Origin of the sequence: Komagataeibacter xylinus (assembly GCF_004302915.1) — a bacterium.
GTDB classification, from domain to species: Bacteria; Pseudomonadota; Alphaproteobacteria; order Acetobacterales; family Acetobacteraceae; genus Komagataeibacter; species Komagataeibacter xylinus_C.
Map to the genome: position 1 here is coordinate 1 of NZ_QQBI01000027.1, position 23930 is coordinate 23930.

Below are 23930 nucleotides of genomic sequence, written 5' to 3' on the forward strand. Positions count from 1 at the left end.
ATCCGGTTTACGGCTATCCGCCGCCGCCCTACCCGGTCTATGCCTATCCGCCGCCCCCACCCCCGCCACTGCAGAACAAGGACGCATGATCATGAACAGCAGTCCCGACCCCAAGGAAGAAAAGCCGCCCACCCCCGCCGAGGAACATGAAGACGAGGGCCGCGACGAAGCGCTTGACGAGAGCTTTCCGGCCAGTGACCCACCCTCGCAGGGGCGCACCACCGGTCCGCGCTCACAGCCGCACAATACGAAGTGAGCCGTCATCCTCATTCAAGATGAGGATAGCCGTTAAAAGGGCGCCACCTTTTTTCGAAGCTTTTTGAAAAAGCTTCAGCAAAAACTTTTTAGCGGCAGGCAGGCCCTCTGCCTGCCAGACCCTTTCGAGGCGGGAACGCGAGCATCCCGCCCTTTTGCGGGCGCGGTTCATGCCTGTGCAGGCACCAGCCCACAGTAACATTCTATTTTACAGCACACGGAGAACAGTCATGGCCATCCATGCATCCGGCGCGATGTCAGCCTCATCCACACACAATTCCAGCCCGCAGGCTCCCACGGCCCACGGCACGCTGGCCGGGCGCACCATTGCCTTCCTGGCCACCAATGGCGTGGAGGATGTGGAATTGAGCGAACCGGCGGCGGCCCTGCGCGCGGCGGGCGCCCATACGGTGCTTGTGGCGCCCGAAGCGGGTGAAATCCAGGCCATGAAGGCCGATGTAAACCCCACCCGGCGGCTGCATGTGGACATGCCGGTCAATGAGGCCAAGGCCGATGATTTTGACGGTCTTGTCCTGCCCGGCGGCACGACCAGCCCTGATCACCTGCGCATGGACGAGCAGGCCGTAGGCTTCGTGCGGGCGTTCGTGCAGGCTGGCAAGCCCATTGCCGCCATCTGCCACGGCGCATGGACGCTGATCAACGCCGGGGGCGTGCGCGGGCACACGCTCACCTCATGGCCCTCGCTGCGCATGGACCTGACCAACGCAGGCGCGCACTGGGTGGACCGCGAGGTGGTAAGCGATGGCACGCTGGTCACGTCGCGCAACCCGCATGACCTCAAGGCGTTCTGCCCGGCCATCATCACCCTGTTTGCCCAGGCTCCCCACCGCGCAGCACATTAAACGGAGGGCAGCGAGATGATGAAGAACCCGACTTTCCTGCGTTATTATGCCTCCACCATGCTGTGCGCGGGTGCTGCCACGCTGGGGGCCGGTTTCGTGGCCTGGTGGCGCGGGCGCAAGGTTGCAGCCGATGCCCCCGTGGCCACGCCGCATGCCGCCCCACCTGCAGCCCACCCCGAACCCCATGAGCGCGAACCCGCCGAGACCGACACGACACGGCAGGTCGCGCGCAAGATGATACAGTATTTTGTCATTCCGCTGTGGCTGACAGCGGGCCTGACCGACTGGTGGTGCCACCGCCGCACGGATATCGAGCACACGACCGGGCTGAAAGAAACCGGCATCCATCTGCTCATGCTCGGCGAGGCCGCCTTCCCTGTGCTGGCGGGCCTGTTCCTGGAAATCGACGCCCCGGTGCTGTCACTGATGATCGCCTCATTTTTCGTGCATGAAGCCACGGCGATGTGGGATGTAAGCTATGCCGTAACCCGGCGCGAGGTGCAGCCCGTCGAGCAGCATGTGCACAGCTTCCTGGAAATGGTGCCGCTGCTGGCCGTGGCGCTGGTGGCCGTGCTGCACTGGCCGCAGCTTCAGGCGCTGCTGGGGCGCAAGGTGATCCGCTCCCACCCCATCCGCCTCAAGCGCGTGCCGCTGGGCCTGCGCTATGCCCTGGGCGCGCTCGGGGCCATGGCCGTGTTCGAGGTGCTGCCCTATTGCGAGGAAGCCCTGCGCGACTGGAAAGCCAATCCCGGCCGCCTCACGCCCCCTGCGGCGCAGCCGGTATAAAATATTTTCAATATCATTTATTGTTCAGACGATATAGTTGGATAATCATTGATTATCCAACTATATTTTTATCTACTTTTTATAAAATACAATAAAAATGTAATTTGCCGTATTTATTATTTACCTATCAGAAAATTCAAAATACTTAAAGAATTATTATATTTAAAAACTGAATATCTGTAATTTCCTGAAAAGATTTCCATAAAAACGCCTTAATTCGTAACTTTTAAAAAATTTCCAGGCGAGACAGATATGTCAGACGATTTTCGGCAAAAATTTAAAGTATTTTCAGAACGTATGGTTGGTCTCGCACCACGTTGCAGCAATGAAGAAGCCACTAAAATGTTTCTTGTGCTGCCATTTTTGCAATTCCTGGGTTATGATATCATGAACCCGGATGAAGTCTGCCCGGAGCATCATGCAGACTTTTCAGAAAAATATAAAAACAGAGTTGATTATGCGGTTCTCCGTGAAGGTCATCCCGTCATTGCTATCGAATGCAAGGCGCTTGGCGCGCCGCTCAAAGATGACAGAGGCCAACTGAAATCATATTTCAATGCAGCCCACACTGTAAAAATGGGTGTCATTACCGATGGTCTGGTTTATGAGTTCTATGCGGACTCTGACGAGCCTAACATGATGGATCCAAATGCTTTCCTTTCATTTGATCTACGCGAAATTGCCAAAGGCAAAATTGAAGATTCCGTTGTTGACGGGCTGAAAAGCCTACAGAAATCCAACTTTGACCCAGAAAATATTGGCGCTGAAGCCAAGCGCAAACTTGTTTTCCAAAATCTGGTTCAACAGATTGAAGAACTGGCTGTTACCCCCAGTGAGGCTTTCGTCCGCCTTCTTTTGCAAAATATTGGACTTAAACATGTCCGGGCCAAGGCGGTTGTCGAATATACGGAATTAACCAAGAACGCATTTGCTGAATTTGTAAATTTACGCATCCTTCAGCGATTGGACCTGCCGGTAAAAGATAAAGAAACGGACAAGCCTGTTCTCGTTCCAGATACATCAAAAAGCGATGCGGATACAAAACCGGGCGATGGGCCGGTTATTACCGATACAGAATTGCAGGTATATGAGTATGCCAAGAGACGTTTGGCATTTTTATCCGATAATGATGATCTTTTTGATGCAATTCCAGGAGTGGAATACAAAAATTACAAAGGTAAATTTGTTGTTTTTTATCGAAAAGAACGTGCTGGTCGTCTTTTCGATTTTTACGAAAACAAAGGCACGAAATATACATTTGATTTTGGTGAAGAATTCGGTGGGGAGTTTGGTTCTGATGAACTAGGCGGCCTGGACGAACAACTTCTTAAGGTTTTTAAAACGCGCGTCGAAGCCATGGGTATTAAAGGAAAGCGCATAAAAGGAGAGAACTGACAAAAGAAATGGTTCTTTCCTAACCCTGCGGAACAGCAAGCATGGCGGAGGCATTCTGAATCGGCACAAGCAGGATTGTGATCGTGACTGAGAGAATGCCTTCCGACACCAAATAGCAGGCCCCTGACCGACCTTCATATAGAAGGATATCGTAATGGTCGCTGCCGTCATGTTCATACTGCTACACTGAGTGCCGGATCAGATATACTGCCCCTCTCAAAACACATATAGAAAACTCCAAGCCACGCATGGAAACATGACGTGGCGTCATGTTAAGCCCCCCGCCCCTGTGGCATGGAATAATATCGTTCTGGGGTTCGCAGTGCAGGCATTATGTGGCATAGGCACATAATGCAAATGCGTCGCATTCATGAGCCTGCCTCTCACCCGCGCTCCACCATGGCCCCTGACCGGCGCGCGCGCGCCGCACGCCTTGAGCGCAACAGGGTGGCCTGCGCCGTGGTGGCCTGCCTGCTGGCCTATGGGGTCGCCCGCCTGCTGGTAGCGGGCATTGCCGCAGATGGCGGGACCGACCGCGTCCATCTGGGCCAGATGATCGCGCTTTTGGGCCTGCCGGTCATGGTGGTGGTGGGCTTTGGCGCATGGAAACGGCACGCGGGGCTGCTGATGGTAGGGGCCTGTGGCTGCCTTGCCGCGGGCCTGGGGCTGTTCGCAACCTGATGCGCGAAACCCTGCGTACCCGCCTTGGCTGGCTGCATGGCTGGCTTGGCTATGGAGCCGGGCTGGTGCTGACCTGCATCTTCGCCACCGGCAGCGTGGCGGTGTTCAATATGGAAATCACGCGCTGGATGCAGCCGGAAGTGCAGCTGGCGGCCCCTGCGCCACCCAGTCCCCCCGCGCTCGATGCGGCGGCGCGCCTCGTCGCGGCTGGGCAGGCCCATGGCGTATCGGCCTTTATCGCCCTGCCCTCGGCCCGCTCGCCAACGCTGGACGTGCTGCATTACAACGGCCATGAATTTGTTGGCGCGCGGCTCGACCCGGCCACGGGCGCGGTCATACCGGCGCGGATTACGGCGGGGGGCGGGCTGTTCTACAATTTTCACCACACCCTGTTCCTTGGCCCACAGATGGGCACCATTATTGTCAATATTGCCGGAATGGCCCTTCTGGTGGCCGTTGTGTCCGGCGTGGTCATTCATATCCACGCGCTGGTGCCCGATATCATCATGCTGCGCCTGTCTGCGGCCCGGCTGCGGGCCTGGCTTGATGCGCATCTGCTGGCGGGCGTGCTGTTCCTGCCCTTCATCGTCATGATGGCCTATACGGGCGTACTGGTTAAGGCGGACATGATCGTGCCCGCGCCCGTACGGCCCATGCAGGCAAACGCCCCCGCCCCCGCGCCGATGCCGGACATGACGCAACTGCCACTTGCCCCCCTGCTGGCCCAGGCGCGCGCCAGCCTGCCGGGACAGGCGCCGGGTTTCATCCTTTTTGCGCCGCAGCGCGTGTCCATCTCCGCAAGCGATGCCAGCAGCGCGTTCCTGACCCGTGACCATGCCGATTTCAGCCTGCCCGGGGGCCGCCCCCTCCCGGTTGATACAACCGCCACACCCATCGCCCGCACCATGCAGTTCATGCACGGGTTGCATTATGCCCGTTTTGCCCCGCCGGGCTTGCGGTGGCTGTATTTCCTGTCCGGGCTGTGCGGCACCGCCGTCATGGCCAGCGGGCTGGTCCTGTTCGTGATGAAGCGCCGCCGCCATGCGGGCCACAGATGGGCCCACCGGCTAGCCGATGGGCTGAACGTGGCCGTCATTGCAGGGCTACCCGCCGCCATGCTGGCGTTTCTAGAGGGCAATCGGCTTGTCCCCGCCAGCCTGCCCGGGCGTGAGGACTGGGAAACCAGGATTTTCTTTAGCGTATGGGCGCTGTGTGCGCTGCATGCGCTGTTTCAGGCCCTGCGGGGGCAGGCACGCCTGGCATGGCGGGCGCAGCTTGGCCTTGTCGGGCTGCTGGGGGCCGCCCTGCCGGTGCTGGACGTGCTGGGCTGCCCCGCCGCATTCCGTGCGCTGCCGATGCTGCATATGGCGGTGGATGGCATGGGGTCAGGGGTCGCGATCATGGCACTTTACGCCCGCCACAGGCTGGGGCGGCGGGGGGCATGACCTTCGTGCTTCTTCTCGCGCTGTGGCTGGCAGCCTTCATGTGCCATGCCGTCCTGTGGTCCGCACGCTACAGGCTGCCCGCTCCCGGCCCTGGCGGCCAGCGCCTCGCCCGCATGATGCGGTCCGGGCTGCCGCTTGTGGCCCTTGGGCTGGCCGTGGGCGTGCAGGGGCCGGTTACGGGGCTGCTCTCATGGTTTGCCGCCCTGTCGCTTGGCGGCCTGCTGGCGGCCAGCCTCCTTGCCATGAGAGACAGGCTGACCGACCGCCCGTAAGGAATATCTTTGGCGAGGCTGCCTTCAGGCCGCTTCAGCCGGATTTACCACCCGCCCCAACCCCAGCCCCCGACATAACCGCCATAGGGGTAGTAATAGCCGGGATAACCATATCCATACCCATATCCCTCGTATGGATAGGGCGGCGGTCCGTACCAGCCGGGGCCACGATCCCAGCCGCCACCCCAGCCACCGCGATCCCAGCCGCCACGATCCCAGCCACCACCGCGTGGGCCACCACCCGGACCGCCATGCGGCCCACCCCGGAAACCACCCCCACCGGGGCCGCCAAAACCGGGGCCACCACCGTGGCCACCCGGGCCGCCGCCAAATCCGCCGCCATGGCCTCCACCGCCACCGGGGCCGTGCTGGGCATGCGCAATGGAGGGACCTGCCACGGGCGCAAGTGCCAGCGCCATCGCAACAAAGGCCACGGTCCATGATTTTGTACGAGTCATCATCCTTACTCCTTATGTTGCCATCGTGCTGGCCCGGCACGACAAAACAATGGCGGATTGTCACAGTCCTGTATCATTCCCCCGCCAGAGGGCGGGTGCAGGCATGCCGCCGCCGCATGACCCGGCCCGCCGTATCCTGCCACGCTTACCCTCGCATACTCCCCCCTGAACACAAAGGCGGGCCAGAGGCCGAACTTTTCCAGTTACTTGGTCCGGCGGGTGCGCACACGGCTCCCGGGCGTGTGACATAATTAACGATTCCAATAGTAAAATTGTTCCACCTGCTTATTCATGCTGGTGGCATGCATGAAAAACATGTTTCAAAAACAAAACAAGCAAACGCAATGACCACTTGTTCGTTGATCACGATACAGGTTAAAACCGTCAGGATGGCGATCATGGCCATACCACCATCATGCAGTTTTACAATAACCTTTGCGGCTTATGATGATCTGGGCCTTCAGGTTACCTGTTCCCGTTTTCTGGCTGCCGGTCTTTTCCATACAGACAGAATGGCACGGGCGCAGGGTGACATGGTTGCGGGGGCAAGTGTGGCTATTATGCACATGGGGCATCATAAATAACGTAATTACACGGTAAAACCATATTCACTCGTTGACCGGGTTATTTTTGGCGAATTATACACACATCCATGTTGTGGAATTAATATAGCACGACACAAAACAGGACTCTGCACCAGGCCCGCACCGGGCTTCAGTCTAGGAAAGACGCAGGATGAACACGCACCACAGGCCGGTACGGCTCTCGAAAATTGTCCTTCTGACGGGTGTGGTATCCGTGTCCTGCTCTCCTGTCTGGGCCTGGGCCGATCCGGTGGTCGAACGCATCACCACCACGAAGGACGTGGGCGATGTCTCGCCCGCCTTCCGCACCTCCACCCCGCGCCACAGCACCACGCGTGTCGCGATCGTGACGGGGGCCGACCTGCTCAAGACCGGGCAGACAAACGTGATCGCGGCGCTGCAGCAGTCCTCGCCCGAGATCAACGCCCCTCCGGGTGGCGGTGGCGGTGGTTATTCCACCACCCCTACCCAGACCGTCATCCTGCGCAACCTCAACGCGGATGAAACCCTCGTGCTCGTCAATGGCGTGCGCCGCCATGCCAGCGCAATTGGCAACTGGAACTATGGCCCGGCCCAGGGCACGGAACCGGCTGACCTGAGCCTGATCCCGCTCAGCGCGATCGACCATGTGGAAATCGTGACCGAGGGCGCCACCGCGCTGTACGGGCAGGACGCCATTGGCGGCGCGATCAACATCGTGCTCAAGGCGGGCAACCGCAATGGTGGCACCGCCAACATCCAGAACAGCGGCTATTACAAGGGTGACGGCCAGGGCATTACCGCCTATGGCGACCTTGAGCGCCAGCTTGGCAGCAAGGGTGGCGGCATGGACCTGGCCTGGCAGGTGCAGAACCAGCTCCCCACCCACCGCGATGGCATCAACCCCACGCTTGGCGATGTCAACCGCATCGAGGGCCTGAGCCGCTCGCTGGCCGAGCTGTTCAGCTTCAACGCACACATGCCCATCAGCCGCTCGGTCGAGGCCTATGGCACCGCCACCCTCGCCCATCGCAGCACCGACCGCATCGGCTTCATTCGCGGGGCGACCAACATCAATAACGTGCCATCGCTCCACCCCAACGGGTTCGAGCCGATCGAGACGTTCGATGAAATGGATTTCCAGGTCAATGGCGGCCTGCGCGGCACCATGCCCGCGGGTGTTGCGTGGAACACCTATGCCTCGTTCGGGCGCGAACAGGTCAATGAGGGCGTGTATGACGACAACAACCCCACCTTTGGTGCGCTGAGCCAGACCAGCTTCAACCAGGGCAAGATCGTCAATGCCGAGCTGATTGGGGGCGCCAAGTTCTCCAAGCGCTTCACAAGCCGCGCGCTGCCCAAGCCCGCCGTGCTCGACTGGGGGCTGGAATACCGGCACGACACCTACCAGATCGGCGCGGGCGACTACCAGTCATGGGCCACGGGGCCGGATTACACCGGCAGCAACTCGCCGGGTGCGACCGGTTATAACGGCTTTCAGCCCAGCAATGCGGGCAACTGGTCGCGTGACATTTTCGATGGCCATGTGGGGCTGGACATTTTCGTCACCCCCAAATGGGAATGGACGATCGGCGGCCATGTGGTGAATTATTCCGACACCACCACCGCGCCTACCGGGTCGATCGGCACGCGCTACAACTTTACCAAGAATTTCTCGATCCACGCCAACGTCAATACCGGCTACCGGCCGCCCACGCTGGGCGCGATCCATTACGATGCCACGAGTTCAGGGCCGGGCTATACCACCGTCAACCTGTCACAGACCAACGATGTCGCGCGCCTGCTCGGCTCGCACAACCCCAAGGGCGAATACTCGCGCAGCTACAGCATCGGGCTGGACTGGAAGCCGGTGCGCGACCTGCAGCTCTCGATTGATGGCTACCGCATCGACATCAATGACCGCATCGAGAGCACCAGCGCCTTTTCCGGCACGGTCATGGCCGACTACCTCTCGGCCCATGGCGTGGGCGACAACATCACCTATGCCAGCTACATGACCAATGTGGGCAACACCACCACCAATGGCTTTACGGCCAAGATCAGCTATAAATTCCCCATCAAGCCCTCATACGGCGTGCTGATCGGCTCCGTGCAGGCCAATGCGGCCGATACGGAAATGACCCACTACGCCTCCACGCCGGGCATCCTGACCACGCTGGGGCAGACCTACTTCTCCAAGGCGGCCGAGACGGAGCTGCTGCGCTCATCGCCCAAGAACAAGGAATCCTTCTCGCTTAACTGGAGCAAGGGACGCTACAGCGTCTTTGTGCAGGAACAGCGTTATGCCGGGGTGGCGTGGCTGGTCTACCAGAGCGATCCGGGCGCCTACTGGACCCATGTGCGCCCGCAGGTGATAACAAACCTTGAAGCCTCGGCGCGGGTGGGCCATGGTTTTGTCATTACGCTGGGGGCCAACAACCTGTTCAACAAATACCCGACCCGCACCAACAAGCAGGCGCTCAAGGAAAGCAGCGGCGTGTTCGCCTACCCCATGACCGCGCCCGGCGGGTATGAGGGCGGTTATTACTACGCCCGCCTTGGATACACGTTCTGACCGGCCCGCACTGCATGCTTCATCCGTTCCGTGCCGTCATGTCCTTATCGTGGCCAGTGCCTGCGCTGGCCGCGTGCCTGGCTTTTCACGCCCTAGCTCCCGCACGTGCCGCCGATGCCACATCTGGCGGTACGCTGCTCTACCTGGAAAAGCAGCCGCACAAGAACCTCTACCCCCCCGCCGGTGGCTTCTACCCCAATGGCGGCATTCTGGCCCAGATCACGGATCGGCTGACATGGCAGAACACCGACACGCTCGCAATCGAGCCATGGATCGCAACCACGTGGAGCGTGAATGAAAATAGCACCGTCTTTACCTTCACGCTGCGCCCCGGCGTTACCTTCTCTGACGGTACGCCGGTTGATGCGGCGGCCGTAGCCCTCAATTACGATACCTTTGGCAAGGGCAACCGGGCGCTGCACCTGCCGCCCTCCGAAGTCATCAACAATTACGAGCGCAGCGAGGTCATCGACCCGCTGACAGTGCGCTTTTACTTCAGCAAACCCTCGCCCGGGTTCCTGCAGGGCACGTCGGTCATCGGTTCGGGGCTGGTCTCGCCCGCAAGCCTGCGCCGCCCGCTGGATGAATGGGGCGACGCGCCGCATGTGATCGGCTCCGGGCCGTTCGTGGTGCGCGACGAGGTGCCGGGCAAGTCGGTCGATCTGGTCACGCGCGCCGATTACGCCTGGGGGCCTGCCCAGCTTGCCCCGCAGGGGCCGAGCCGACTGGCGGGCGTGCGCATCATCGTGGTGCCCGAGGACAGCATACGCATTGGCGCCTTCATTGCAGGCCAGGCCGATTTCGCCCGCGCAGTCGAGGCCTATGATGAAGAACAGATCACCCGCCATGGCGATACGATCTACGCCGCCTCCACCCGTGGGGTGAACAATAGCGTGGTCTTCCGCCCCGATAACCCGCTGGTGGCCGACCCGCGCGTGCGGCTGGCCCTGCTGCACGCCACCGACCGGCCCGACATCCTGCGCACGCTGTATTCCCCCCATTACCCGCTGGCGCGCTCCGTCATTGCCGCCGATGCGCAGGGCTTTGTCGATCACGGCGCGGACCTGGCCTACGACCCCACCCTCGCCGCCCGCCTGCTCGATGAGGCCGGATGGACGATGGACCCCGATGGCTGGCGGCGGCGCAATGGCGTGGCCCTGGCGCTGGCCGTGCATGAGGCCCTGCCCCAGCCACAGAGCCGGAGCATGCTGGTGCTGCTGGCCCAGCAATGGCGCAGGGTGGGCGTGCGGCTGACCATCCTGTCAGGCAGCCCGGCCATGACGGTGCTCGACAACCTCAACCCTGCCGTCACCCCCCTGTTCCATGCCGAGGTGGGCCGCGCGGACCCCGATGTGATCAAGAGCGCGTTCTACCCCACCAACCGCAACGTGCTGCTGCAAAAAGGCGGGCAGAGCCGCCATGTGGACCACTTTGTCGACCCCGAACTCAACGGGCTGCTTGACCAGGTCGCCTCCGACACCGATTCCACCACCCGCCTGGCTGACCTTGCCCGCGTGCAGGCTGATATTCTGGCCAAAGGCTACAGCATTCCCATATTCGAGGAGCCGCAGGTCTATGCGGGGTCGGCCCGCGTGCATGACATGCATTTCGAGGCCGTGGGGCGGCCTGTTTTCTACCGTACCTGGCTGGCAAGGCCGTAGGATGAGGCGCCACCCATGACACGTTACATTCTCTCCCGCGCCCTCCAGGCGCTGCTGGTGCTGTGGGGGGCGTTCACGCTCTCGTTCGTGCTGTTGCAGGTCATGCCGGGCGATGCCGTGCTGATCAAGTTCCAAGACCCCGAACTCGGCCTCAGCCCGCAGCAGATCAGCGATATCCGCGCAAGCTATGGCGCCGATGAATCCGCCTTCGTGCAATATGCCCATGTGCTGGGCCGCACGCTGGCGGGCCAGCTTGGCTATTCCATCGAGACCGGGGTGCCGGTCAGCCGCATGCTGCACGCCGCCTACCCCACCACCCTGCGCCTTGCGGTAGTGAGCTTTGGCGGCGCGATCATGCTTGCGGCAGGTTTTGCCACCGCCGCCCTGCTTGCGCCCCTGCGCCCCCTGCGCGCGGCCCTGCGGCTGGTGCCGGGGCTGGCGAGCGGCATTCCCGTCTTCTGGCTCGAGATCGTGGCAATCCAGCTTGTCTCGTTTCACTGGAAGCTGGTGCCGGTGGTGGGCGTTTCAGGCTGGACGGCGGTGCTGCTGCCGGGGCTGGCGCTGGCCATTCCCATCTCGGCACCGCTGACGCAGGTGTTCCTGAGCGCGGCGGAACGGGTCATGGCCCAGCCCTTCATTGACGTGCTGCGCGCGCGCGGCGCCTCGCCGCTGCGCATCCTGTATGCCCACGTGCTGCCCAACGCCCTGCCGCCCACGCTCACCATAAGCGGGCTTGTGTTTGGCGAGATCCTGGCCGGCGCCGTGGTGACCGAGACCGTGTTCGGCCTGGACGGTCTGGGCCAACTGGCCCAGCAGGCGGTGGCCAATCAGGATGTAGCGGTGCTGCAGGCCATCATCCTCATTTCGGTGGCCGGGTTCGTGGTCATCAACTTTACTGTCGATGCGCTCCATCCGCTGATCGACCCGCGTATCCGCCGCACGCAGGCAGGAGGGGCGGCATGAACACGGCCCTTGCCCAGTGGCGCCACCGCCATGACGTGACCCTGCCGCGCCTGCTTGGCGTGCTGCCCGTGCTGCTGCTGGTGCTCGTGGCGCTGTGCCCCGGCCTGTTCACCCCGCTTGACCCGCTGGCAGGCCAGACGGATGAGCGGCTCATGGCGCCATCCGCCACGCACTGGTTTGGCACCGACCAGTTCGGGCGTGATGTGTTCTCGCGCATCATGCATGGCAGTTTCTCCACCCTGTCCGCTGCCGTGCTGGCGGTGGCGATCAGCCTGCTGGTGGCCATTCCGCTGGGGCTTGCGGCGGGGCTGGGCGGGCGCAGGCTGTCGGGCGCCATCCTTGCGGGGGCGGACATGGTGCTGGCCATTCCCGAGCTTTTCCTCTCGCTCAGCATCATCACCCTGATCGGGCCGGGGGCCACGCATGTGGCCTTTGCCGTGGGCATAAGCCAGGTGGCGGGCTTTACGCGCATGATCCGCACGGAAGTGGTGCGCGTGCGCGCGACCGAATATGTCGAGGCGGCCTTTGGCATCGGCTCCACCTTCTGGCAGGTGGTGTGGCGCCATGTCGTGCCCAACAGCCTTGCGCCCGCACTGTCGCTGGCAACACTGCGGCTTGGCACGGCCATCCTGGCCATATCGACCATCTGCTTTCTGGGCTACGGGCCCTCACCCCCCACGCCGGAATGGGGCCTGATGATTACCGAAGGCCGCAACTACCTTGCAACCGCCTGGTGGCTGACCACCTTCCCCGGCCTTGCCATCATCTTCTCCGCATGGGCGGCAACGCTGCTTTCACGCGCCATAAGGATGGACCCATGAACGCTGCCTCCCCCCAGCTCAGCATCCGTGACCTTGATGTGGTGTATGAAAGCCGGGGCAGCGCGCACCATGCGCTCAAGGGGGTTTCGCTGGAGGTCCGCGCGGGCGAAATGCTGGCATTGGTGGGTGAATCCGGTTCGGGCAAATCAACGCTGGGTCGCGCCATACTGGGCCTGCTGCCTGAAAGCGCGCGCATACAGCGTGGCTCGATCATGGTAGGCGATACCGAAATCGTGGGGCTGCCCGAGCGCGCGCTGCGCCGCATCCGTGGCGCGCGGGTGGCGCTCATTCCGCAGGACCCGGCCCATTCGCTCGACCCCGTGCGCACCATCGGCGCCCAGCTTGTCGAGGCGGTGCACCTGCATGAACCCCGCGGCAATACCGCCACAACGCGGCGCATGCTGGTGGGCCTGCTTGAGCGCGTGGGCATAAAGGAGCCGGAGCGGCGGCTACACCAGTACCCGCATGAACTCTCGGGCGGCATGCGCCAGCGCGTGCTGATTGCCGCCGCCATTGCCCAGCGCCCCGCCCTGATCGTGGCCGATGAGCCCACCAGCGCGCTTGATGTATCGGTGCAGGTGCAGATCATGGCGCTGCTGGCCGAACTGCGCCACGAGATGGGCACCGCCATGCTGTTCATCACCCACGACCTGGGCTTGGCCAGCGAGCAGGCCGACCGCGTGGCCGTGCTGCAGCATGGCACGCTGTGCGAAACCGGCGAGACGAAAGCCCTGTTCGCCAACCCGCGCACGCCCTATACCCGCCGCCTGCTGGCCGACCTGCCCCTGTTCCATGAAGCTCGCGCCCCCCGCCGCACGGAAGGCCCGCGTGAGGATGCGATTGTCGTCTCGCACCTGACCTATGCCTACAAGGGGGCCGGCGGCAGGCCGGGGCACAAGGCGGTGCGCGATATTTCCTTTAACGTGGTGGCCGGGCAGACCCATGGCATTGTAGGCGAGTCCGGCTCGGGCAAGACCACGCTGCTGCGCTGCCTGCTGGGGCTGATTACGCCTGATTCCGGGTCGGTGCATATTCTGGGCGAGAACCCGGCGCGGGTCGAAGGCGCCGCCCAACGCGCGCTACGCCGGGCCGTGCAGTTTGTCTACCAGAACCCGCATGTCTCGTTCGACCCCCGCTGCCGGGCCGCGGATATTCTGGCCGAACCCCTGATCAATGCGGGCCTGCATGACCGCGGCGCGCGCACAGAACGGATCCGGACCATGCTGGAGCGGGTACAACTGCCGCCTGCCGTTCTGGAGCGCAGGGCGGCCAACATGTCTGGCGGGCAGAGCCAGAGGCTGGCCATTGCGCGCGCGCTCCTGTGCGATCCCAAAATCCTTATTCTGGATGAAGTGGTCTCCGCACTTGACGTATCGGTGCAGGCCGAAATCCTCACCCTGCTCGAAACACTGCAACACCAGCTCAACCTGACCTATGTGTTCGTATCGCACGATCTGGCCGTGGTGCGGCGCATTGCCGATACCGTCTCGATCATCCGCGCGGGCGAGCAGGTCGAGCATGGCCCGACCGAGACCGTATTCTCCACCCCGCATGATGACTACACAAAGCGCCTGCTTGCGGCGATACCCGGTCGCGACCTGATGCGCCCGGCCGTGCTGGCGTGAAAGAAGGCGGATAAAAGTTTTGGTGAAGCTTTTTTCAAAAAGCTTCGAAGAACGCCGCCTTTTTGAAAAAAGGCAGCACCCAAAAACTTTTATCATTTTTTATCAATGAATTGTTTTCAAACAGTGCCTTATCAGGCGTCCTCAACAGGCTCCGTGCCGTAAAGCGCGCTTTCAATCAGGTCCGCACTTTCGTGCGTGTAGCGCCTGAGGTCGGGCATGAGGCTGCGGGCGGCGTCCTCCACCGCGCGCGACAGGGTCTCGAGCGCGGGTGACGGGGTCAGGCCCGCCGGTGTCACCACGCCAAAAAAGAACGGCAGGTTTACATCAAGCGGGCGTATGGCCAGGTCAGGCTGGTAGAACGCGCCTGCCGTTACGGGGTCGACAATGCCCACCCCGAGGCCCGCCCGCGCCAGCCCCATCAGCACCATGGCCATGTTGGCATCCATGATGGTGGCGGGTGTCCAGCCCATCTGCGCGAAGGCGCGTTCGATCGTATTGCGTATCCTGAACGGGTTGGCCAGGGTGAGCAGCCTGCTTTCAGCCAGGTCATGCAGGCTGACGCGCGCATGGGCGGCCAGCGGGTCATCCGCCCGCATGACCGCAACACAGGGCGCCATGCCAATCCACTGCAATGTCACGCCGGGGTGGTTGAACGGAAAACTGACCAGCCCGAATGTCGCATCCCTGCGGCCCACGGCGCGCACCACCTCATCAGCCGGAACGCTGCGCACATGCACCTCACGCGGGAGGGTGCCCTGCTCCAGGCGACCCAGCGCCATGGGCAGCAGGCCAGATGCCAGCGCGGGGATGGCGCAGATATGCAGGGAATTTTCCACATCATGGGCAATGGCGTGCACATTCTCGCGCAGGCGCTGCACGCCGCCCAGCAGGGCCAGCGCCTCGGGCTGGAAGCGCAGGGCCTGCTCGGTGGGGGTGATACGCGGCCCGTTGCGGTGGAACAGCGTAAAGCCCAGCCCGGCCTCAAGGTCCTGCACCATGCGCGTGACCATGGATTGCGACCGGCCCACAAGGCGCGCGCCCCCCGTCATGCTGCCAGTGGCCATGACGGCGCAGAAGGCCTCAAGCTGTTTCAGATCGGGGAGCGCGCTATCCATGCCACTCATGCTAGCCACCAACAATCATGCCGGCAAACGCAAACGCGGCAGGCCTCCCCTTACCCTATCGCAGGGAGCGGGGTATCGCGCCATTCATCGCCCCTGAGTTCGGGCGTGTCGAACGCCACGAGGTTGGCGTAATGGGTTTCGCGGTCCTCCACGAACAGGGCGCGGGTTATGTGGCGCGCAAGACGCTCGGCCCCGTCGCTTATGGCGGGAATGTCGCCACTGACCTTGCCGTGCGACAGCGTGGCAGGGAAGCAGAAACAATGCACGTATTTCAGCCACGGGCACGAACCGGGCACTTTCTCCAAAAACTCGAACCCCGGCCCGAGATCGGGCGAGGTTGCGAGTTCCGCGTTGACATGGCCCGAGGGCATGTCCTGCGCGGTGGGCGTGAAGCGGTCTTTCCACAGCCGGACATGCGGCGCCATGGCAGCAAGTTCGGGCCGACGGGACATATCCGAACAGAAGCCGGTGGCGGCGATGATGAAATCGGTCTCCATCACGCCGCGCGGCGTGTGCAGGCGCACGGCATTGCCTGCCATCTCAATCCGGTCGATGGGGCAGGACAGATGGAAGAACGCATTGGGGTGGCTGGACACCCGCAGCACGCTTGGCCGTGGCGGCGGGGTCTGGGCATCGAGCACCGTATCCATGAAGCGCCATTTCCACCCGTCGGGCAGGCCGACAAAGCCCTGCACCACGCCCATGCTGCCAATACCGGTGAATTTGTTGACGGCAGGCAGGGTTGCGCGCCGTATGACCATATCCACCCGCGCGGCCCCTGCCTCGAGCGCCGTGGCGGCATTATCCATGGCGGAAGCACCCGCGCCCACCACCACCACGCGGCGGTTCTTCAGGGCTTCGAAATCAATGGGGTCGGCTGAATGGCGCCAGTAATCACGCGGCAGGCCGGCAATGACCGGCGGCACGTAGCTGCCGCCCAGCCCGTCACGCCCCGTGGCCAGTACCAGATGGCGGCACAGAAGGGTTTCGGTTACGCCATCCTGCACCACCGTCAGCGCCAGCACGCCATCAGGCGCGCGGGCCACATTGGTCAGGGTGACGCCATTGCGCACCGGCAGGTCAAGCACATGGCGCAGCCACTCCAGGTAGGCCATCCATGCCTGGCGGGGGATCTTGTCCAGCCCATCCCACGCGACCGTGCCGAAACGCGCTTCGTACCAGGCGCGAAAGGTCAGGCTCGGCAGCCCCATGCACGGGCCGGACAGCGTCTTGGGCGAGCGCAGCGTGGTCATGCGCGCATAGGTGACCCATGGCCCCTCCTCACCTGCGGGTGCCTGATCGAGCACGACATGATTGAGCAGCCCGTAGCGCCTGAGGTAACCCGACGCCGTAAGCCCCGCCATGCCGCCGCCAATCACGACCACGTCGAGCACGTGCCGCCCGTCCACGCTGCGTTCGGGCACCCATGAGCGGGTGGGCAGGTCCAGCCAGGCCAGATCCTGCCGCACGCGGCTTTCCAGCCCTGCAAGACCGCCGGGAATTTCGGGTGGCTGTGAAAACGTCATTGATCGTGGTTCCTAAAACACTGCGCTGGCCGGGCCTCAGCCCATGGCGGAGAGAGCCAATGATGCTGGTGGCGAACGTAAAAATTCCTTCCGCATAGATCAAGACAAATCATGCATGTTATGCGTTAAATAATATATTTATTGCATAAAATGCATGATGAATGACCGCATGTATCGTCTGGCATGAAAAGGCCGATCAAGGTTTCGTGGTGAAGATTTTTTCCACAAACCGCAGGAAACACCGCTTTTTTTCAAAAAAGGCATTCCGGTCCGCTCGCCCCTGTCAGGTCGGGGATACACGATCGGCCTGCCTGCGGCTGACCACGACAGCACCGCCCCACAACGCCAGGAAAACCAGCACGATGCCCGCACCGAGCGCGGCCAGATGGTTGCCAGCCGCCACCAGGCCGCGCATGAGCAGGCTGCCGCCCATGGCCCCCATCTGCGGCCCCATTTCAATCATGCCGATGCCCACTGCCGCCACAAGGGAGACAAGGCTGATGCCCAGATCATAGGCCACGCGCCTGCGGCCCGAGCGCATGCCCCAGCCATAGGCACGGCACATCAGCAGGGTGTCGAGCGTATCAACCAGCGCCATGCCCGCCGTAAAAAGCAGCGGGAACGCCATGACCCCCACGAGACCCAGCCCATGATGGGCCTGAACCGCCGCCATGCCCAGCAGGCCGATTTCACTTGCGGTGTCAAACCCCAGCCCGAACAGGAAACCGAGCGGGTACATCTGCCAGCTCCGGCCAATCCACCGCCCTGCCTGCCCGGACAGAAAGCCTGCGGGGCACGCGGGCAACGGGGCGGGCTGGCGCAGGGCCCGCCACTGGCGCACGGCCATGCGGGCATTGGTCAGGACCGCCACAAGCATGAAACCTGCCGAGACCAGCGTGCCGAAGCCGCCGCCCACCGGATGCCACCGCTCCAGCCAGCCCAGGGCGGGCAGTTCCACCAGCGCAAGGGTGGCGAGAACGACCACGGTGGAATGACCAAGCGAGAAGAACAGCCCCACCAGCAAAGGCGCGCCTCCCGCCTGCATGAGCCTGCGCGTCACCACGTCGATCGCCACGATATGATCGGCATCAAGCCCGTGCCGCAGGCCAAATGCCCATGCCAGCCCGGCTGCGCCCAGCAGGACGGGCGCGCCCCCCAGCGCGGCGACCGCCCACGCCCATGCCACCACGTTGGCCAGCAGCAGGGCGCATATGATGGCGCACGTTCCATGCCGGGCATGCGTGAACATGTCGATTTCCTTGCGCCCGCCGGTCAGATGGTGATGTAGGCGCGCACATCCTCCGCCACGAGGTCGCGGGCCTGGCCTGCCAGCACCACCTTGCCCCGGTCGAGCACGGCAATCGTGTCGGCCAGTTCGTAGGCAAAATCGAAATACTGCTCCACGAGCACGATGGCCATGTCGCCCCGGTCGCGCAGCATGCCGATGATGGTGCCGATATCCTTGATGATGCTGGGCTGGATACCCTCGGTCGGTTCATCAAGCACCAGCAGGCGCGGACGGATGACGAGCGCGCGCGCAATGGCAAGCTGCTGCTGCTGCCCGCCCGACAGGTCGCCGCCGCGCCGGTCGAGCATTTTTGCCAGCACGGGGAACAGGTCGAATATCTCATCAGGCACCCGGCGCTGGCCGCGTGGCAGCAGGCCGAAGCCGGTTTCAAGGTTTTCGCGCACGCTGAGCAGCGGAAAGATGTCGCGCCCCTGCGGCACGGTGGCGATGCCGCGGCGGGCGCGGTCATAGGCGGCGAGCCTGGTAATGTCCTCGCCTTCCCACGTGATCGTGCCGGCACTTGTGGCATGCATGCCGGTTATGGCGCGGATCAGGCTGGTCTTGCCCACGCCATTGCGCCCGAGCACGCAGGTTACCGCCCCTGCCCTTGCTGCGAGCGAAACGCCACGCAGGGCAATCGCCGCGCCATAATGCAGGTGCACGTCGTTAACCTCGAGCATGCGCGTTGCCTCCCTTTACGCCTGTGCGGCGCCCCTCAGCGCCCAAGATAGACCTCGATCACGCGCGGGTCGGCGCTGACCGCGTCCAGCGTGCCTTCGGCCAGCACGCTGCCTTCATGCAGCACCGTCACATCCACGCCCAGAGCGCGCACGAAATCCATGTCATGCTCCACCACCACCACGCTGCGGGTGCGGTTGATCTCGCGCAGCAGGTCGGCGGTGGCCATGGTCTCGGCATCGGTCATGCCCGCCACGGGCTCATCCACCAGCAGCAGGTCAGGCTCCTGGCCCATGAGCATGCCGATCTCGAGCCACTGTTTCTGCCCATGGCTCATGCCGCCAGCAGGCTGGTCGGCCATGGCCTCGAGCCGGGTCAGGTGCAGGAGGCGGTCGATCCGTTCGCGCTCGCCCGCGCTGCGGCGCGCCATGAGCACGGCAAAGGGCGCGCGCACGCCCTTGAGCGACAGCAGCAGGTTCTCGGTTACGCTCAGCGCCTCGAACACGGTGGGCTTCTGGAACTTCCGGCCAATGCCCAGCCGGGCGATGGCGGGTTCATCAAGCCGGGTCAGGTCGCGGCCCTGAAAGCGCACGGTGCCGGTATCGGGGCGGGTCTTGCCGGTGATGATGTCCATCATCGTCGTCTTGCCCGCGCCATTGGGGCCGACGATGGCGCGCATCTCGCCCGGGCGCAGCGCAAGGCTGAGATTGTTGATGGCGCGAAAACCGTCAAACGTCACGCTCACATCGCGCATGTCGAGCAGCAGGTCATCGGTCATGCCTCGTCTCCCTGCGTGTCCGCCACTTCCGGGGTCACTTCCTCAGGTGGCGGTTTACGGACATGCCGCCACAGCCCCATGAGCCCGTTGGGCAGGAACAAAGTGGTGCAGATGAACAGCAGGCCCAGCCCATACAGCCAGAACTCCGGCAGCCACGCGGTGAACAGCGTCTTGCCCAGATTGACCAGTATGGCCCCCAGCACTGCCCCGCACAGCGTGCCACGACCGCCCACCGCCACCCAGATCACGGATTCAATCGAATTGGCGGGCGCGAACTCACCGGGGTTGATGATGCCAACCTGCGTGACATAAAGCGCGCCACCCAGGCCTGCGATCATGGCCGAGAATACCCACACCAGCAGCTTGGCCTGCTCGGGGCGGTAACCCAGGAAACGGGTGCGGCTTTCGGCATCGCGCACGGCCACCAGCAGGTTGCCAAAACGGCTGCCCACCACAAAACGTGCGGCGAGCAGGCTTGCGGCCAGCAGCACGCCGGTCACCACCAGCAGCACCGCGCGGGTCAGCGGCGCATGCAGGTCGGCGCCAAGGATGTCCTTGAAGTCGGTCAGGCCGTTATTGCCGCCAAAGCCCAGCCCATTCTGGAAAAACGCCAGCATGAGCGCATAGGTCAGCGCCTGCGTGATGATGGACAGATACACCCCGGATACGCGCGAGCGGAAGGCAAGCCAGCCAAACACCCCGGCCAGCAGCCCCGGCACCGCCACCACCAGCACGGCGGCCCACGCAAAATGCTCCGAGCCCCACCAGTACCACGGCAGGCTTTTCCATGAGAGGAAGATCATGAAATCCGGCAGTTCGGCATTGCCATAAACGCCGCGCGCCCCGATCTCGCGCATGAGGTACATGCCCATGGCATACCCCCCCAACGCGAAGAACGCGGCATGACCCAGCGTAAGAATGCCCGCAAAGCCCCATACCAGATCCACCGCCAGTGCCAGCATGGCATAGGACAGGTATTTACCCGCAAGCGACACCACGAAGGCGGAGGCATGCAGCGGATTGCCCTCGGGCAGCAGGCTGGCTGCGGCAAGGCCGCCTGCCGCCACCATAACGGCCACCGCCATCCAGATCACGCCACGCAGGGAGCGCTGGGCATGGGTTGAGAACGGGTTCATGATTCAACTCCCCGCCCGCGTACGGGAAACATGCCGCGCGGATGGCGCTGGATATAGAGAATGACCAGCACGAGAATGGCGATCTTGGCCGAGACCGCGCCAATGGTCGGCTCCAGCACCTTGCCGCCCATGCCCAGCGCCAGGGCCGCCGCCAGCGTACCCCACAGGTTGCCGACCCCGCCAAACACCACCACCATGAAGCTGTCGATGATGTAGGACTGCCCGAGGTTGGGGCTGACATTATCAATCTGGCTGACCGCAACGCCCGCAAGCCCCGCAAGCCCTGCCCCCAGCCCGAAGGCCAGCGCATCGACCCGTGGGGTGCGGATGCCCATCAGCGCCGCCATGCGGCGGTTCTGGGTGACCGCGCGCATCTGCAACCCAAGCGGCGTGCGCCGCAGCACCAGCATCAGCCCGCCCAGCACCAGGCCAGCAAAGACAAGGATGGCCAGCCGGTTGAGCGTGATGTCCATGCCGCCCACCGCAACCGAGCCGGAAAGCCAGCCCGGCGTCTGCACCGCGATGTTGGTCGGCCCGAAAATAGAACGCACCGCCTGCTGCAAGATGAGCGAAAGCCCCCATGTGGCCAGAAGCGTTTCAAGCGGGCGGCCATACAGGAAGCGGATCAGCCCGCGCTCGATCAAGATGCCAAGCGCCCCGCACACCACGAACGCCACCGGAATGGCCACGAGAATGGCCACCGGCTCCAGCGCGGGCACACTCGCGCGGATGGCCTGCTGCACCATCCACGTCACATAGGCGCCAATCATCATCATCTCGCCATGGGCCATGTTGATCACGCCCATCACGCCAAAGGTAATGGCGAGCCCCGTGGCCGCAAGCAGCAGCACCGAGCCGTAGCTCAGGCCATAAAAGGCATTCTGCGCAACGCCCCAGGCACGCAGGTGCCAGTCGATGCGGGATACGGCGGCCTGTGCCTCACGGCGCACTGCTGGCGCTTCCGCATCCGACCCGGCAACACCGGCGAGGATGCCACGCGCCTGGGCGCCACCAACCGCGCCGAGCGCGCGCACCGCCTCAAGCCGGGAGGCAAGCGCATCGGGGGCGGGAGGCTGGCCAAGAATGGTCGCGGCCCGCACCTCGGCCAGCCGGGTGCGCACGGCGGCATCCTTTTCCACCGCAAGGGCATGCTCCACAACCGGCAGCATGGCCGGGTCGTGGCGGGCGTAAAGCGCGTCGGCGGCCCTGAGCCGCGTTGCGGGCTGGGGCGCGAGCAGGTCCCTGCCGGCCTGCACGCCCGCGAGTGCCGTGCGGATGCGGTTGTTCAGGCGGATCGGCTTCAGCCCCTCCGGCACGGACACCTGGGGCTGGCCCGTGCGGGCCTCCACGTAGTTTTCGCCGTGGCGGATATACACGCTGCCATCAGGAGCTGCGAACAGGCTCCGCTCGCCCAGCGCCTGCAACGCAGCCCCGGCCTGCGGGTCATCTGACGTGGCAAGGGTGGAAATGGCCGCCGTGACCACCCCGAATTGCGGGCTGGCCAGGTCGGCAAAGGCGTCTGCCCGCGCACTGTGGCCCGGCAGCAGCATTGCCCCGAGCCACAGCGCCGCCAGCAGGCAGGTCGTGCGCGCCTTACGCATGCCTGTGCCCGAGGCACGCCTTGGTAACGGTGTTGTAGTTGCCGCAGGCAATGGGCTTGCGCCAGTCGCCGATCAGGTCTTTCGTTTCCGGCACCCACGGCGACCAGGCCTGCCCGGGCACGAGTGCCGGGGTCTTCCACACCACCGAGAACTGCCCGTCATCCTGTATCTCGCCAATATAGACCGGCTTGGTCAGGTGGTGGTCGGGCAGCATCTCGGCCACGCCGCCGGTCAGGTTGGGCTGGCGGATGCCGATCATGGCGTCAATCACCTTGTCATGATCGGTGGTACCCGCTTTGGTCACCGCCTGCACCCACATGTTGAAGCCGATGTAATGCGCCTCCATCGGGTCGTTGGTGGTGCGCTTGGGGTTTTTGGTGAATTCGTGCCACTGCTTGATGAAGGCGGTATTGGCCGGGGTGTCGATGCTCTCGAAGTAGTTCCACGCGGCAAGCTGGCCCACCAGCGGGGCGGTGTCCATGCCGGCCAGTTCCTCTTCGCCCACGCTGAAGGCCATGACCGGGATGTCGGTGGCTGAAATGCCCTGATTGCCCAGCTCCTTGTAGAACGGCACGTTGGCATCGCCATTGATGGTCGAGACTACCGCAGTCTTCTTGCCCGCCGAGCCGAAAGCCTTGATCTGCGAGACGATGGTCTGCCAGTCCGACTGCCCGAACGGCGTGTAGTTGACCATGATGTCGGCTTCCGCGATGCCCTTGGCCTTGAGGTAATTGGCCAGGATCTGGTTGGTCGTGCGCGGATAGACGTAATCCGTGCCCACCAGCGCGAAACGCTTCGCCCCGCCGCCATCCTCGCTCAGCAGGTAGTCCACCGCCGGTATGGCCTGCTGGTTGGGGGCCGCACCCGTATAGAAGATGTTGCGGCTGCACTCCTGGCCTTCGTACTGCACGGGATAGAACAGGATGCCGTTGAGTTCCTCGAACACCGGCAGCACCGATTTGCGTGAAACGCTGGTCCAGCAGCCAAATACGGCCGATGCCTTGTCCACCGACAGGAGCTGGCGCGCCTTCTCGGCAAAGAGCGGCCAGTTCGAGGCGGGATCCACCACCACCGCTTCAAGCGGGCGGCCAAGCAGGCCGCCCTTGCGGTTCTGCTCGGCAATGAGCATCAGCATGACATCCTTGAGCGTGGTCTCGCTGATCGCCATCGTGCCGGACAGCGAATGCAGGATGCCAACCTTGATCGGTTCGCCCGTGGGCGCTGCCGCCCGCGCCGGCGCCGTGCGCCACATGCCCCCCACAGCAGCCGCCGAGGAGGCAAGGGCAAGACGTCCGAACGCGCGACGGGAAAGGTGAGGCAGTGTGACAGGCATGATGAATGGTCCTTTTGCTGCTGCCTGCATTGTCGGCGTACACAAAAGCGCTTCCCATACGCATTCCTGCGTATGTCCATCACGGGCATTCCGTTACGATTAT

23 protein-coding genes are annotated in these 23930 nt (G+C 63.2%); 13 read left to right on the forward strand and 10 right to left on the reverse strand.

What is annotated here, in order from left to right; translation table 11 throughout:
* The first annotated feature begins 91 nt into the window (after positions 1–91).
* A complete protein-coding gene (locus DV027_RS17645; protein ID WP_165399200.1) occupies positions 92–256 on the forward strand; it encodes a hypothetical protein in 165 nt (54 codons plus the stop codon).
* On the opposite strand, the gene DV027_RS13190 is transcribed toward DV027_RS17645, so the two are convergent.
* On the reverse strand, positions 233–427 hold the full coding sequence (locus tag DV027_RS13190) for a hypothetical protein (RefSeq protein WP_130732461.1): 195 nt from the start codon (positions 425–427) through the stop codon (positions 233–235). The two genes, DV027_RS17645 and DV027_RS13190, sit on opposite strands and share 24 nt — an antisense overlap.
* A 58-nt stretch (positions 428–485) precedes the next feature.
* Between DV027_RS13190 and DV027_RS13195 the strand changes: the two genes are divergently transcribed.
* The 6 genes from DV027_RS13195 to DV027_RS13220 all read left to right on the forward strand — a co-directional run bounded on the left by DV027_RS13195 (position 486) and on the right by DV027_RS13220 (position 5697).
* Positions 486–1118: a type 1 glutamine amidotransferase domain-containing protein gene (locus tag DV027_RS13195; protein ID WP_130732462.1), complete on the forward strand. Its 633-nt coding sequence runs from the start codon at positions 486–488 to the stop codon at positions 1116–1118.
* A gap of 15 nt (positions 1119–1133) precedes the next feature.
* Entirely contained in the window at positions 1134–1904 is a 771-nt protein-coding gene (locus tag DV027_RS13200; protein ID WP_130732463.1) for a hypothetical protein, read from the forward strand.
* Positions 1905–2156: 252 nt separating this feature from the next.
* Positions 2157–3299 (forward strand): type I restriction endonuclease, encoded by a 1143-nt coding sequence (locus tag DV027_RS13205; RefSeq protein ID WP_130732464.1) that lies wholly within the window; start codon positions 2157–2159, stop codon positions 3297–3299.
* Positions 3300–3656: 357 nt separating this feature from the next.
* Positions 3657–3980 carry a hypothetical protein gene (locus DV027_RS13210; RefSeq protein ID WP_242621905.1) on the forward strand — a complete coding sequence of 108 codons (324 nt, stop codon included), beginning with the start codon at positions 3657–3659 and terminating at the stop codon, positions 3978–3980.
* The gene (locus DV027_RS13215; protein WP_130732465.1) at positions 3980–5425 is read left to right on the forward strand and encodes a PepSY-associated TM helix domain-containing protein; all 1446 of its coding nucleotides are present in this window, start codon (positions 3980–3982) and stop codon (positions 5423–5425) included. The genes DV027_RS13210 and DV027_RS13215 overlap by 1 nt, the downstream gene beginning before the upstream one ends.
* Complete coding sequence (locus tag DV027_RS13220) at positions 5422–5697, forward strand: hypothetical protein (RefSeq protein ID WP_130732466.1); 276 nt, start codon at positions 5422–5424, stop codon at positions 5695–5697. Before DV027_RS13215 ends, DV027_RS13220 begins: the two co-directional genes overlap by 4 nt.
* Positions 5698–5741: 44 nt before the next feature.
* Here the strand turns inward: DV027_RS13220 and DV027_RS13225 are convergent, their stop codons facing one another.
* On the reverse strand, positions 5742–6158 hold the full coding sequence (locus DV027_RS13225) for a hypothetical protein (protein ID WP_207303491.1): 417 nt from the start codon (positions 6156–6158) through the stop codon (positions 5742–5744).
* Between the two features lie 299 nt (positions 6159–6457).
* Between DV027_RS13225 and DV027_RS13230 the strand changes: the two genes are divergently transcribed.
* The 6 genes from DV027_RS13230 to DV027_RS13255 all read left to right on the forward strand — a co-directional run bounded on the left by DV027_RS13230 (position 6458) and on the right by DV027_RS13255 (position 14363).
* The gene (locus tag DV027_RS13230; RefSeq protein ID WP_130732467.1) at positions 6458–6739 is read left to right on the forward strand and encodes a hypothetical protein; all 282 of its coding nucleotides are present in this window, start codon (positions 6458–6460) and stop codon (positions 6737–6739) included.
* 214 nt (positions 6740–6953) lie between these two features.
* Positions 6954–9293 (forward strand): TonB-dependent receptor plug domain-containing protein, encoded by a 2340-nt coding sequence (locus tag DV027_RS13235; RefSeq protein WP_242621906.1) that lies wholly within the window; start codon positions 6954–6956, stop codon positions 9291–9293.
* A 14-nt stretch (positions 9294–9307) separates the two neighbouring features.
* Complete coding sequence (locus DV027_RS13240; protein WP_242621907.1) at positions 9308–10954, forward strand: TIGR04028 family ABC transporter substrate-binding protein; 1647 nt, start codon at positions 9308–9310, stop codon at positions 10952–10954.
* A 15-nt stretch (positions 10955–10969) separates the two neighbouring features.
* On the forward strand, positions 10970–11917 hold the full coding sequence (locus DV027_RS13245) for an ABC transporter permease (protein ID WP_130732469.1): 948 nt from the start codon (positions 10970–10972) through the stop codon (positions 11915–11917).
* The gene (locus DV027_RS13250; protein ID WP_130732470.1) at positions 11914–12738 is read left to right on the forward strand and encodes an ABC transporter permease; all 825 of its coding nucleotides are present in this window, start codon (positions 11914–11916) and stop codon (positions 12736–12738) included. Before DV027_RS13245 ends, DV027_RS13250 begins: the two co-directional genes overlap by 4 nt.
* On the forward strand, positions 12735–14363 hold the full coding sequence (locus DV027_RS13255) for a dipeptide ABC transporter ATP-binding protein (RefSeq protein ID WP_130732471.1): 1629 nt from the start codon (positions 12735–12737) through the stop codon (positions 14361–14363). Before DV027_RS13250 ends, DV027_RS13255 begins: the two co-directional genes overlap by 4 nt.
* 131 nt (positions 14364–14494) lie before the next feature.
* Here the strand turns inward: DV027_RS13255 and DV027_RS13260 are convergent, their stop codons facing one another.
* The 8 genes from DV027_RS13260 to urtA all read right to left on the reverse strand — a co-directional run bounded on the left by DV027_RS13260 (position 14495) and on the right by urtA (position 23827).
* Positions 14495–15478 carry a LysR family transcriptional regulator gene (locus DV027_RS13260; RefSeq protein WP_165399201.1) on the reverse strand — a complete coding sequence of 328 codons (984 nt, stop codon included), beginning with the start codon at positions 15476–15478 and terminating at the stop codon, positions 14495–14497.
* Positions 15479–15537: 59 nt separating this feature from the next.
* Positions 15538–17013: an NAD(P)-binding domain-containing protein gene (locus tag DV027_RS13265; protein WP_130732473.1), complete on the reverse strand. Its 1476-nt coding sequence runs from the start codon at positions 17011–17013 to the stop codon at positions 15538–15540.
* A 283-nt stretch (positions 17014–17296) separates the two neighbouring features.
* Positions 17297–18262: a HoxN/HupN/NixA family nickel/cobalt transporter gene (locus DV027_RS13270; RefSeq protein WP_130732474.1), complete on the reverse strand. Its 966-nt coding sequence runs from the start codon at positions 18260–18262 to the stop codon at positions 17297–17299.
* A 23-nt stretch (positions 18263–18285) separates the two neighbouring features.
* Complete coding sequence (urtE, locus tag DV027_RS13275) at positions 18286–18981, reverse strand: urea ABC transporter ATP-binding subunit UrtE (RefSeq protein ID WP_130732475.1); 696 nt, start codon at positions 18979–18981, stop codon at positions 18286–18288.
* A 35-nt stretch (positions 18982–19016) separates the two neighbouring features.
* Complete coding sequence (gene urtD / locus DV027_RS13280; RefSeq protein ID WP_130732476.1) at positions 19017–19757, reverse strand: urea ABC transporter ATP-binding protein UrtD; 741 nt, start codon at positions 19755–19757, stop codon at positions 19017–19019.
* Positions 19754–20893 (reverse strand): urea ABC transporter permease subunit UrtC, encoded by a 1140-nt coding sequence (gene urtC / locus DV027_RS13285; protein ID WP_130732477.1) that lies wholly within the window; start codon positions 20891–20893, stop codon positions 19754–19756. The genes urtD and urtC overlap by 4 nt, the downstream gene beginning before the upstream one ends.
* Positions 20890–22494: an urea ABC transporter permease subunit UrtB gene (gene urtB, locus DV027_RS13290; RefSeq protein WP_130732478.1), complete on the reverse strand. Its 1605-nt coding sequence runs from the start codon at positions 22492–22494 to the stop codon at positions 20890–20892. The genes urtC and urtB overlap by 4 nt, the downstream gene beginning before the upstream one ends.
* Positions 22487–23827: an urea ABC transporter substrate-binding protein gene (gene urtA, locus DV027_RS13295; protein WP_130732479.1), complete on the reverse strand. Its 1341-nt coding sequence runs from the start codon at positions 23825–23827 to the stop codon at positions 22487–22489. Before urtA ends, urtB begins: the two co-directional genes overlap by 8 nt.
* Between the last annotated feature and the right edge of the window lie 103 nt (positions 23828–23930).

Coding starts and splice junctions, on each gene's coding strand:
- DV027_RS17645 (WP_165399200.1), top strand. CDS start 92: ATGAACAGCAGTCCCGACCCCAAGGAAGAAAAGCCGCCCACCCCCGCC.
- DV027_RS13190 (WP_130732461.1), bottom strand. CDS start 427: ATGAACCGCGCCCGCAAAAGGGCGGGATGCTCGCGTTCCCGCCTCGAA.
- DV027_RS13195 (WP_130732462.1), top strand. CDS start 486: ATGGCCATCCATGCATCCGGCGCGATGTCAGCCTCATCCACACACAAT.
- DV027_RS13200 (WP_130732463.1), top strand. CDS start 1,134: ATGATGAAGAACCCGACTTTCCTGCGTTATTATGCCTCCACCATGCTG.
- DV027_RS13205 (WP_130732464.1), top strand. CDS start 2,157: ATGTCAGACGATTTTCGGCAAAAATTTAAAGTATTTTCAGAACGTATG.
- DV027_RS13210 (WP_242621905.1), top strand. CDS start 3,657: ATGCGTCGCATTCATGAGCCTGCCTCTCACCCGCGCTCCACCATGGCC.
- DV027_RS13215 (WP_130732465.1), top strand. CDS start 3,980: ATGCGCGAAACCCTGCGTACCCGCCTTGGCTGGCTGCATGGCTGGCTT.
- DV027_RS13220 (WP_130732466.1), top strand. CDS start 5,422: ATGACCTTCGTGCTTCTTCTCGCGCTGTGGCTGGCAGCCTTCATGTGC.
- DV027_RS13225 (WP_207303491.1), bottom strand. CDS start 6,158: ATGATGACTCGTACAAAATCATGGACCGTGGCCTTTGTTGCGATGGCG.
- DV027_RS13230 (WP_130732467.1), top strand. CDS start 6,458: ATGCATGAAAAACATGTTTCAAAAACAAAACAAGCAAACGCAATGACC.
- DV027_RS13240 (WP_242621907.1), top strand. CDS start 9,308: ATGCTTCATCCGTTCCGTGCCGTCATGTCCTTATCGTGGCCAGTGCCT.
- DV027_RS13245 (WP_130732469.1), top strand. CDS start 10,970: ATGACACGTTACATTCTCTCCCGCGCCCTCCAGGCGCTGCTGGTGCTG.
- DV027_RS13250 (WP_130732470.1), top strand. CDS start 11,914: ATGAACACGGCCCTTGCCCAGTGGCGCCACCGCCATGACGTGACCCTG.
- DV027_RS13255 (WP_130732471.1), top strand. CDS start 12,735: ATGAACGCTGCCTCCCCCCAGCTCAGCATCCGTGACCTTGATGTGGTG.
- DV027_RS13260 (WP_165399201.1), bottom strand. CDS start 15,478: ATGGATAGCGCGCTCCCCGATCTGAAACAGCTTGAGGCCTTCTGCGCC.
- DV027_RS13265 (WP_130732473.1), bottom strand. CDS start 17,013: ATGACGTTTTCACAGCCACCCGAAATTCCCGGCGGTCTTGCAGGGCTG.
- DV027_RS13270 (WP_130732474.1), bottom strand. CDS start 18,262: ATGTTCACGCATGCCCGGCATGGAACGTGCGCCATCATATGCGCCCTG.
- urtE (WP_130732475.1), bottom strand. CDS start 18,981: ATGCTCGAGGTTAACGACGTGCACCTGCATTATGGCGCGGCGATTGCC.
- urtD (WP_130732476.1), bottom strand. CDS start 19,757: ATGACCGATGACCTGCTGCTCGACATGCGCGATGTGAGCGTGACGTTT.
- urtC (WP_130732477.1), bottom strand. CDS start 20,893: ATGAACCCGTTCTCAACCCATGCCCAGCGCTCCCTGCGTGGCGTGATC.
- urtB (WP_130732478.1), bottom strand. CDS start 22,494: ATGCGTAAGGCGCGCACGACCTGCCTGCTGGCGGCGCTGTGGCTCGGG.
- urtA (WP_130732479.1), bottom strand. CDS start 23,827: ATGCCTGTCACACTGCCTCACCTTTCCCGTCGCGCGTTCGGACGTCTT.